This window comes from Curtobacterium sp. 22159, from assembly GCF_052045775.1.
GTDB lineage: Bacteria > Actinomycetota > Actinomycetes > Actinomycetales > Microbacteriaceae > Curtobacterium.
Genome location: NZ_JBQEPN010000010.1, coordinates 7,719 through 15,208, shown reverse-complemented (window position 1 = coordinate 15,208; position 7,490 = coordinate 7,719). Strand labels below are relative to the sequence as shown.

At 67.9% G+C, this 7,490-nt stretch carries 7 protein-coding genes; 6 read left to right on the top strand and 1 reads right to left on the bottom strand.

What is annotated here, in order from left to right:
- Positions 1-25: 25 nt before the first annotated feature.
- Positions 26-601: a DUF3043 domain-containing protein gene (locus tag ACTJKO_RS12350; protein WP_440689095.1), complete on the bottom strand. Its 576-nt coding sequence runs from the start codon at positions 599-601 to the stop codon at positions 26-28.
- A 54-nt stretch (positions 602-655) separates the two neighbouring features.
- Here ACTJKO_RS12350 and ACTJKO_RS12345 point away from each other — a divergent pair, with 54 nt between their 5' ends.
- The 6 genes from ACTJKO_RS12345 (at position 656) to ACTJKO_RS12320 (ending at position 7,447) form a co-directional block, all read left to right on the top strand.
- Positions 656-2,098, top strand: coding sequence for a dipeptidase (locus ACTJKO_RS12345; RefSeq protein ID WP_440689093.1), 1,443 nt, complete (start codon positions 656-658; stop codon positions 2,096-2,098).
- 95 nt (positions 2,099-2,193) lie between these two features.
- Positions 2,194-2,562 (top strand): HesB/IscA family protein, encoded by a 369-nt coding sequence (locus ACTJKO_RS12340; protein WP_440689091.1) that lies wholly within the window; start codon positions 2,194-2,196, stop codon positions 2,560-2,562.
- 256 nt (positions 2,563-2,818) lie between these two features.
- Positions 2,819-3,721: an aa3-type cytochrome oxidase subunit II gene (gene ctaC / locus ACTJKO_RS12335; protein ID WP_440689089.1), complete on the top strand. Its 903-nt coding sequence runs from the start codon at positions 2,819-2,821 to the stop codon at positions 3,719-3,721.
- Between the two features lie 12 nt (positions 3,722-3,733).
- Positions 3,734-5,473, top strand: coding sequence for an aa3-type cytochrome oxidase subunit I (gene ctaD, locus ACTJKO_RS12330; protein WP_440689087.1), 1,740 nt, complete (start codon positions 3,734-3,736; stop codon positions 5,471-5,473).
- A 4-nt stretch (positions 5,474-5,477) separates the two neighbouring features.
- Positions 5,478-5,894 (top strand): cytochrome c oxidase subunit 4, encoded by a 417-nt coding sequence (locus tag ACTJKO_RS12325; RefSeq protein ID WP_440689085.1) that lies wholly within the window; start codon positions 5,478-5,480, stop codon positions 5,892-5,894.
- A 179-nt stretch (positions 5,895-6,073) separates the two neighbouring features.
- Positions 6,074-7,447 (top strand): glucose-6-phosphate dehydrogenase, encoded by a 1,374-nt coding sequence (locus ACTJKO_RS12320; RefSeq protein ID WP_440689083.1) that lies wholly within the window; start codon positions 6,074-6,076, stop codon positions 7,445-7,447.
- Positions 7,448-7,490: the final 43 nt, after the last annotated feature.

Sequence of the window (7,490 nt, the reverse complement as noted above, 5' to 3'; positions counted from 1 at the left end):
CCGGGCGGCGCTTCGACAGACGAGGTCAGACGGTCGGGTACTGCCCCCGACGCACCTGCGGCTTCGGCAGGCGCAGGAAGCGCAGCTGCCACGCACGGGTCAGGATGTAGAAGAACGTCCCGCGCTGCATCGCGCCGAACTTCTTCGTGAGCTTGGTGCGGAGCGACAGCCAGAGCACGATGCAGTCGACCAGGAACAGTGCGACGAACGCCCACACGAGCAGCAGCGCGTACGAGGCGATCGGGGACTGCTTTGCCGCGAAGCCGACGATGAGGAACAGCACGAGCACCGGCATCATGACCTCGCCAACGTTCCACCGGGCGTCGATCCAGTCGCGCACGAACTTGCGCTGCTCGCCCTTGTCCTTCGCGGGGAGGTAGCGTTCCTCGCCGTTGGCCATCCCGACGCGGGCCTTCTCACGCTCGTTGTTGAGACGGGCGCGTGCGGCCTTCTTGTCCTCCGCCGTGTTCCCGACGATGGGACGGCGGTTGGCGGCTTCCCGCTCGCGGCGCGTGGGCGTCGGGCGACCCTTGCCCTGCTCGAGGAGTTCGGCCTCGGACGGGTTCACGGTCGTGTTGGTCTTGGGGGCTGCCTTCGCCACGGTGCGTTCCTAACGGCGGTGTGCGGTGCTGGATCGTCCTCTAGATTACCGGGCATGACGGACACCCAACAGCACGCCCCCGCAACCGACCCCGCACTGCTCGACGCCGTGCGCGAACACGTGCAGGGCGCGATGCCCGCGACGGTCGCCGACCTGTCCGCGCTCGTGCGTCTCCCGTCGGTCTCCTGGTCGGCCTTCGACCCGGCGAACGTGCGCGCCAGCGCCGAGGCGGTCGCCGACCTCGCCCGGTCGACCGGCGTCTTCGCCGACGACGCGGTCCGCATCGTCCGTTCCGCGGTGTCCGGTTCGACGGCCGACGCCGAGCGTGACGGCGGCGAGCTGGGCCAGCCGGCGGTCCTCGCGGTCCGTCCGGCCCGGGGCGGCAAGCCGACCGTGATGCTCTACGCGCACCACGACGTGCAGCCCCAGGGTGACGACGCACTGTGGGAGACGCCGCCGTTCGAGCCGACGCTCCGTGGTGACCGGCTGTACGGGCGGGGCGCCTCCGACGACAAGGCCGGCGTGATGACGCACATCGCGTCGCTCCGGGCGCTGCACGCGCAGTTCGGGGACGACCTCGACCTCGGCGTCGTGCTGTTCGTCGAGGGCGAGGAGGAGTTCGGCTCCCGGTCCTTCCGCACGTTCCTCCGCGAACAGCGGGAGCACCTCGCCGCCGACGTCATCGTGGTGGCCGACAGCGACAACTGGTCGACCGAGGTCCCGTCGATCACGGTGTCCCTCCGCGGCAACGTCACCTTCAAGCTGACCCTGACGACGCTGGAGCACGCGAGCCACAGCGGCATGTTCGGGGGAGCGGCCCCCGACGCGATGATCCCGATGGTCCGACTCCTCGCGTCGCTCCACGACGAGCACGGGTCGGTCGCGGTCGAGGGGCTCACCTCGTACGAGGCCGACGTGCCCGACCGCACCGACGAGGAACTCGCGCAGGACGCCGCGTTCGTCGAGGGCGTCCGGGCCGTCGGCACCGGCCCGGTGCTGTCCCGGATGTGGTTCCAGCCCTCGATCACCGTCACCGGGATGGACGTGCCGAGCGTGGCGAACGCGTCGAACACGCTCCTGCCGACCGTCTCGGCCCGGGTGTCGGTGCGGATCGCGCCCGGCCAGGACGCCGCGGACGCCTACGCCGCCGTCGAGCGGCACCTGCGCGCGCACGTGCCGTTCGGCGCACGTCTCGAGATCACGGAACCGGACGCCGGGGACGGTTTCCTCGTGGACACGGCTGGTTGGGCGGTCCAGGAGGCGCGCACGGCGATGCGCGAGGGCTGGGGCAACGAGGCGGTCGAGCAGGGCATCGGCGGCTCCATCCCGTTCGTGTCGGACCTCGCTGCCGAGTTCCCCGAGGCGCAGATCCTGGTCACCGGCGTCGAGGACCCGGACACCCGGGCGCACAGCCCGAACGAGTCGCAGCACCTCGGCGTGCTCCACCGTGCGATCACGTCGGAGACGATCCTGCTCGCGCGCCTCGCCACGCGCTGACGCGCTCCCGTCTCCGCGTGCGTTCGTCGCCCGTCGGTGCTTACAATCGCTCCGGAGGCCCGGTGACCCACACCGCCTCCGGAGGGAGACGCGCGATGAGCGACACCATCACCGAACCGCAGACCGCGGCACCGACGCACGGGGTCCGGCTGAGCGACGCGGCCGCGGCGAAGGTGGCGAGCCTCCTCGAGCAGGAGGGCCGTGACGACCTGCGCCTGCGCCTCGCCGTGCAGCCCGGTGGTTGCTCGGGCCTCATCTACCAACTCTACTTCGACGAGCGTCTGCTCGACGGTGACGCCACGGCCGAGTTCGAGCCCGGCGTCGAGGTCGTCGTGGACAAGATGAGCGTCCCGTACCTCGACGGCGCCTCGATCGACTTCGAGGACACCATCCAGAAGCAGGGCTTCACGATCGACAACCCCAACGCGCAGGGCAGCTGCGCGTGCGGCGACAGCTTCCACTGAGCCGACCCGTCCGACACGAGCGGGGAGCGACCGACACGGTCGCTCCCCGCTCGTTCGTCGTCCGGGCGGGGCATCCGGCAGGACCAGGGAAAACGGCGTCCGGACGGGTGCCGATCCGGGCCGGGGGCGTGTCGGGTGTGCGCGAGCGGTCACCAGCTGCGAGTAAGCTAGGAGTGTTCCAACCAAGCTGGGAGCGAGCAATGAGCGGCCTCCGCGTCGCCGCCTGCTCCGGTTTCACGTCTTCCGAGAGGTAACAGTGCGTTCGAATCGCCGTATACGTTGGGCGGCCGTCCCGGTGGCCGTCGGTCTGGTCATCGCACTGGCAGGCTGCACGCAGCAGCAGCTGAACGGATGGCTCCCCGGCACGGAGGAGACGAAGAACGTCACCAACCACACGAGCCGCATCGTCGGCCTGTGGACCACCAGCTGGGTCGTCCTGCTCGCGGTGGGCCTCATCGTGTGGGGCCTCATCATCTGGGCCGCGATCGTGTACCGCCGCCGCAAGGGCCAGACCGGCCTCCCGGTGCAGATGCGCTACAACATGCCGCTCGAGATCTTCTACACGATCGTGCCGCTGATCCTCGTGCTCGGCTTCTTCGCCTTCACCGCGAAGGACCAGGCCGCGATCGAGAAGCCGTTCACCAACCCGGACGCCACCATCCACGTGTACGGCAAGCGCTGGGCGTGGGACTTCAACTACATCGACCAGTCCGACCCGCAGAAGAGCGTCTACTACCAGGGCATCCAGGCCCAGGAAGAAGAGAACGCCAAGGGCGCCATCGACGAGTCCGAGCTGCCGACCCTGTACCTGCCCAAGGGCAAGAAGGTCAAGATCGAGCTCTCGTCGCGCGATGTCGACCACTCCTTCTGGATCATCGACTTCCTCTACAAGAAGGACATGCTCCCGGGCAAGACGAACTACGAGTACTTCATCCCCGAGAAGCTCGGGACGTACCAGGGCAAGTGCGCCGAGCTCTGCGGTGAGTACCACTCGCTCATGCTCTTCCAGGTGAAGGTCGTGACGCCGGCGGAGTACGAGAAGTACCTCGGCACCCTGAAGGACCAGGGCAAGGTCGGCCTGCTCGGCAACGAGTACAACACCAACACGAACGAACCCAACGACAAGACGCCCGTCACGGCGTCGAGCGAGAACAAGTAGGGGCTCCGTCAGATGACCACGTCACTCGTCGGCCAGCCGGCTGCAGGGACCACGACCCTGGACTTCCAGGCGTCGAAGGTCGGCCGGAAGGGCAACATCATCGTCCGGTGGATCACCTCCACCGACCACAAGACGATCGGGTACATGTACCTGATCGCGTCGTTCATGTTCTTCCTGCTCGCGGGCGTGATGGCACTCGTCATCCGCGCGCAGCTCTTCGAGCCCGGCCTGCACGTGGTCGCGACGAAGGAGCAGTACAACCAGCTGTTCACGATGCACGGCACGATCATGCTGCTGATGTTCGCGACGCCGCTGTTCTCCGGCTTCGCGAACGCGATCATGCCGCTCCAGATCGGTGCTCCGGACGTCGCGTTCCCGCGTCTGAACGGCTTCGCCTTCTGGCTCTACCTGTTCGGCTCGCTCATCGCCGTGGGCGGCTTCCTCACCCCGCAGGGCGCTGCCTCGTTCGGTTGGTTCGCGTACGCGCCACTGAGTGACACGACGTTCACACCGGGCCTCGGCGGGACGCTCTGGGTCTTCGGGCTCGGCATGACCGGCTTCTCGACCATCCTCGGCGCGGTGAACTTCATCACCACGATCATCACGATGCGTGCTCCGGGCATGACGATGTTCCGCATGTCGATCTTCACCTGGAACACGCTCATCACGGCGCTGCTCGTGCTGATGGCGTTCCCGGTCCTCGCCGCCGCACTGTTCGGCCTCGGTCTCGACCGCGTGTTCAACGCCCAGATCTTCAACCCGGCCAACGGCGGTGCGCTCCTCTGGCAGCACCTCTTCTGGTTCTTCGGCCACCCCGAGGTGTACATCATCGCGCTGCCGTTCTTCGGCATCGTCTCCGAGGTCTTCCCGGTGTTCAGCCGCAAGCCGATCTTCGGGTACAAGACCCTCGTCTACGCGACCATCTCGATCGCGGCCCTCTCGGTCACGGTGTGGGCGCACCACATGTACGTCACCGGTGGCGTCCTGCTCCCGTGGTTCTCGCTCATGACGATGCTCATCGCGGTCCCGACGGGCGTGAAGATCTTCAACTGGGTCGGCACGATGTGGCGCGGCTCGGTCACCTTCGAGACCCCGCTGCTCTGGGCCGTGGGCTTCCTCATCACCTTCACGTTCGGTGGCCTCACCGGTGTGATCCTGGCGTCGCCGCCGCTCGACTTCCACGTCTCCGACTCGTACTTCGTGGTCGCGCACTTCCACTACGTGGTGTTCGGCACGGTCGTCTTCGCGATGTTCTCCGGCTTCTACTTCTGGTGGCCGAAGTGGACCGGCAAGATGCTCAACGAGCGCCTCGGCAAGATCCATTTCTGGCTCCTGTTCATCGGCTTCCACACGACGTTCCTCATCCAGCACTGGCTGGGCGTCATCGGCATGCCGCGTCGCTACGCGACCTACCTGCCGAACGACGGCTTCACGTGGATGAACCAGCTGTCGACGATCGGCTCGATGATCCTCGCGATCTCGTTCCTGCCGTTCATCTTCAACGTCTACGTCACCGCGCGGAACGCGCCGAAGGTCGCCGTGAACGACCCGTGGGGCTACGGCCGCTCGCTCGAGTGGGCGACCAGCTGCCCGCCGCCGCGGCACAACTTCACGTCGATCCCGCGCATCCGTTCGGAGTCGCCGGCCTTCGACCTCAACCACCCCGAAGCGGGTGTGCCGATCGGTGTCGGTCCTGCGAAGGACGCTCCCGACGCCCCGACCTACGACTCCGCGAAGGGCGAGGTGAAGTAAGGCGATGCGCGCCAACACCAACCTGTTCTGGATCCTCTTCGGGTTCTTCATCGTCGCCGACGCGGCCTACTCGATCTGGTCGCTGATCTACTACGGCGAGGTCGAGTGGGTCGGCACCCTGGCCATCGGCCTCACGGGGATCATGTCCGCGTTCATCGCGTTCTACCTCGGCAAGGTCATGTCCTCCCAGGGCGGGGTCCTCCCCGAGGACCGTCCGGACGCCAACATCGAGGACGGCGACGCCGAGCTCGGGCACTTCAGCCCGTGGTCGTGGTGGCCGATCCTCCTCGCCGGCGCGGTGGCCCTGTGCTTCCTCGGCGTCGCTGCCGGCCTCTGGATCGTGCCGATCGGGCTCGCCTGCGTCGCGATCACGCTCGTGGGCTGGGTCTACGAGTACTACCGTGGCAACTTCGGTCACTGACCTGACGCTGCAGCGCACCTGACACTTCGGGCGGCACCACCTGGTGCCGCCCGAAGTGCGTCCCGGCCGAGCACGGCCTCCGACCTCCAGCTCCCCGGCGCGAACCGGGAATCAACCGGCCCGCGAGCGGCTTGCCCTCAAGCGGACTACCCCCACCACAGCGAAAGGAGTCACCTCCGGTGACCGACAAGCGCACTCTCATCATCTTCGGCGCGACGGGCGACCTCGCCTCCCGCCTGCTGCTGCCGGGTCTCGGCACGTTCCTGCAGAGCGGTCGAGCGGTGCCCGTCCAGCTCATCGGTACGGGCCGCAGCGCCCGCTCGGAGGAACAGTGGAAGGACGTCGTCACGAAGTCCTTCGCGTCGCAGGACGTGAAGGGCCCGGAGGTCGACGCGACCCTCGCGTCGACGCAGTTCATCCAGGGTGACCCCACCGACCCGAAGCACCTCGAAGCACTCTTCGCCGCGGCGGAGCACGAGCCGATCCTGTACTTCGCGCTGCCGCCGCAGATCGCGTCGGACATCTGCGCCGCGCTGCAGCACGTCGAGCTGCCGGAGGGGACGACGCTCGCCTTCGAGAAGCCCTTCGGCACCGACGTCGAGAGCGCCCGTGCCCTCAACGAGACCGTGCTCAAGCTCGTGCCGGAGGAGCGCGTGCACCGCACCGACCACTTCCTCGGTCGCACGACGGTCCTCAACATCATCGGCCTGCGCTTCGCGAACCGGCTGTTCGAGCCGATCTGGAACGCCGACAACATCGAGAAGGTCGACGTCTTCTACGACGAGACCCTCGGTCTCGAGAACCGCGCACAGTACTACGACGAGGCCGGCGCGATGGTGGACATGATCCAGTCGCACCTGCTGCAGATCCTCGGCCTCGTGACGATGGACGCGCCGTCGGCGATCGACGCGGTCGAGTTCCGGTCGTCGCTGGCGCGCGTGCTGCGCTCGACCCGGCTCAAGGGCGACGACCCGAAGATCGCTTCCCGCCGTGCGGTCTACACGGCCGGCACGATCGACGGCAAGGAGCTGCCGTCGTACCAGGACGAGGACGGCGTCGACCCGTCGCGTCAGACGGAGACCCTGGCCGAGATCTCGGTCGAGGTCGACACCGCTCGCTGGAAGGGCGTCCCCTTCACCCTCCGCTCCGGCAAGGCGCTCGGTGCCAGCCGCAAGGAGGTCCTCATCACCTTCAAGCCCGTGACGCGCCTGCCCTCCGGCCTGTCCGGCCGCCCGAAGACCGACACGCTCCGGATCGTCCTCAACCCGGACGAGATCGAGCTGACGGTGTCCGCGAACGGTGGCGGCAACCCGTTCGAGATGGGGCAGGTCACCCTGTCCTCGTCCTTCGCGGACGGCGAGCTCACGCCGTACGGCGAGGTCCTCAACGGCATCTTCCACGACGACCCGCTGCTCTCCATCCGCGGTGACGTCGCGGAGCGCTGCTGGGAGATCGTGGAGCCGGTCGTCGACGCCTGGAAGGCGAACGAGGTCCCGCTCGAGGAGTACCGCGCCGGGTCGCGCGGCCCGGCCGACTGGGAGTCGTCCTCCTGACGTCCTGACGGACGCCCCTGACGGACGGGAGGCGCGGTGCCGG